At 61.4% G+C, this 254-nt stretch carries 1 protein-coding gene; it reads left to right on the top strand.

Annotation, left to right across the window (positions count from 1 at the left end; all coding sequences use genetic code 11):
- A partial coding sequence (locus SB689_RS23675) for a hypothetical protein (protein ID WP_410694484.1) occupies positions 1-254 on the top strand: 254 nt, incomplete at both ends.

The following is a 254-nucleotide window of genomic DNA, read 5'->3' as shown; positions in this document are numbered from 1 at the left end:
CGGCGGTGTGGCTCGGGCGATCGGTGGGCTGGCTGGTTGGCGCGCTGATGGGCGCGGTGCTCGCCTCGCAATTCAATTAATCAGCAAAACGATGGGGCACAGCATGGTAACAACGCACGAAACGATCGAGAGTCTCACGCAGGTCGAAGACTTGTTGGAGACGGGCGATTTGCTCGGCGCGCAACGCGCGCTGAACCACTACCGTCCGAGGAACGACGACGCCCAGGCGTATACGCTGATGAGTCAGTTGCTGC

This window comes from Chryseobacterium sp. SIMBA_038 (genome assembly GCF_046535115.1).
GTDB lineage: Bacteria > Bacteroidota > Bacteroidia > Flavobacteriales > Weeksellaceae > Chryseobacterium.
This window is presented reverse-complemented; position numbering and strand designations above follow the sequence as displayed.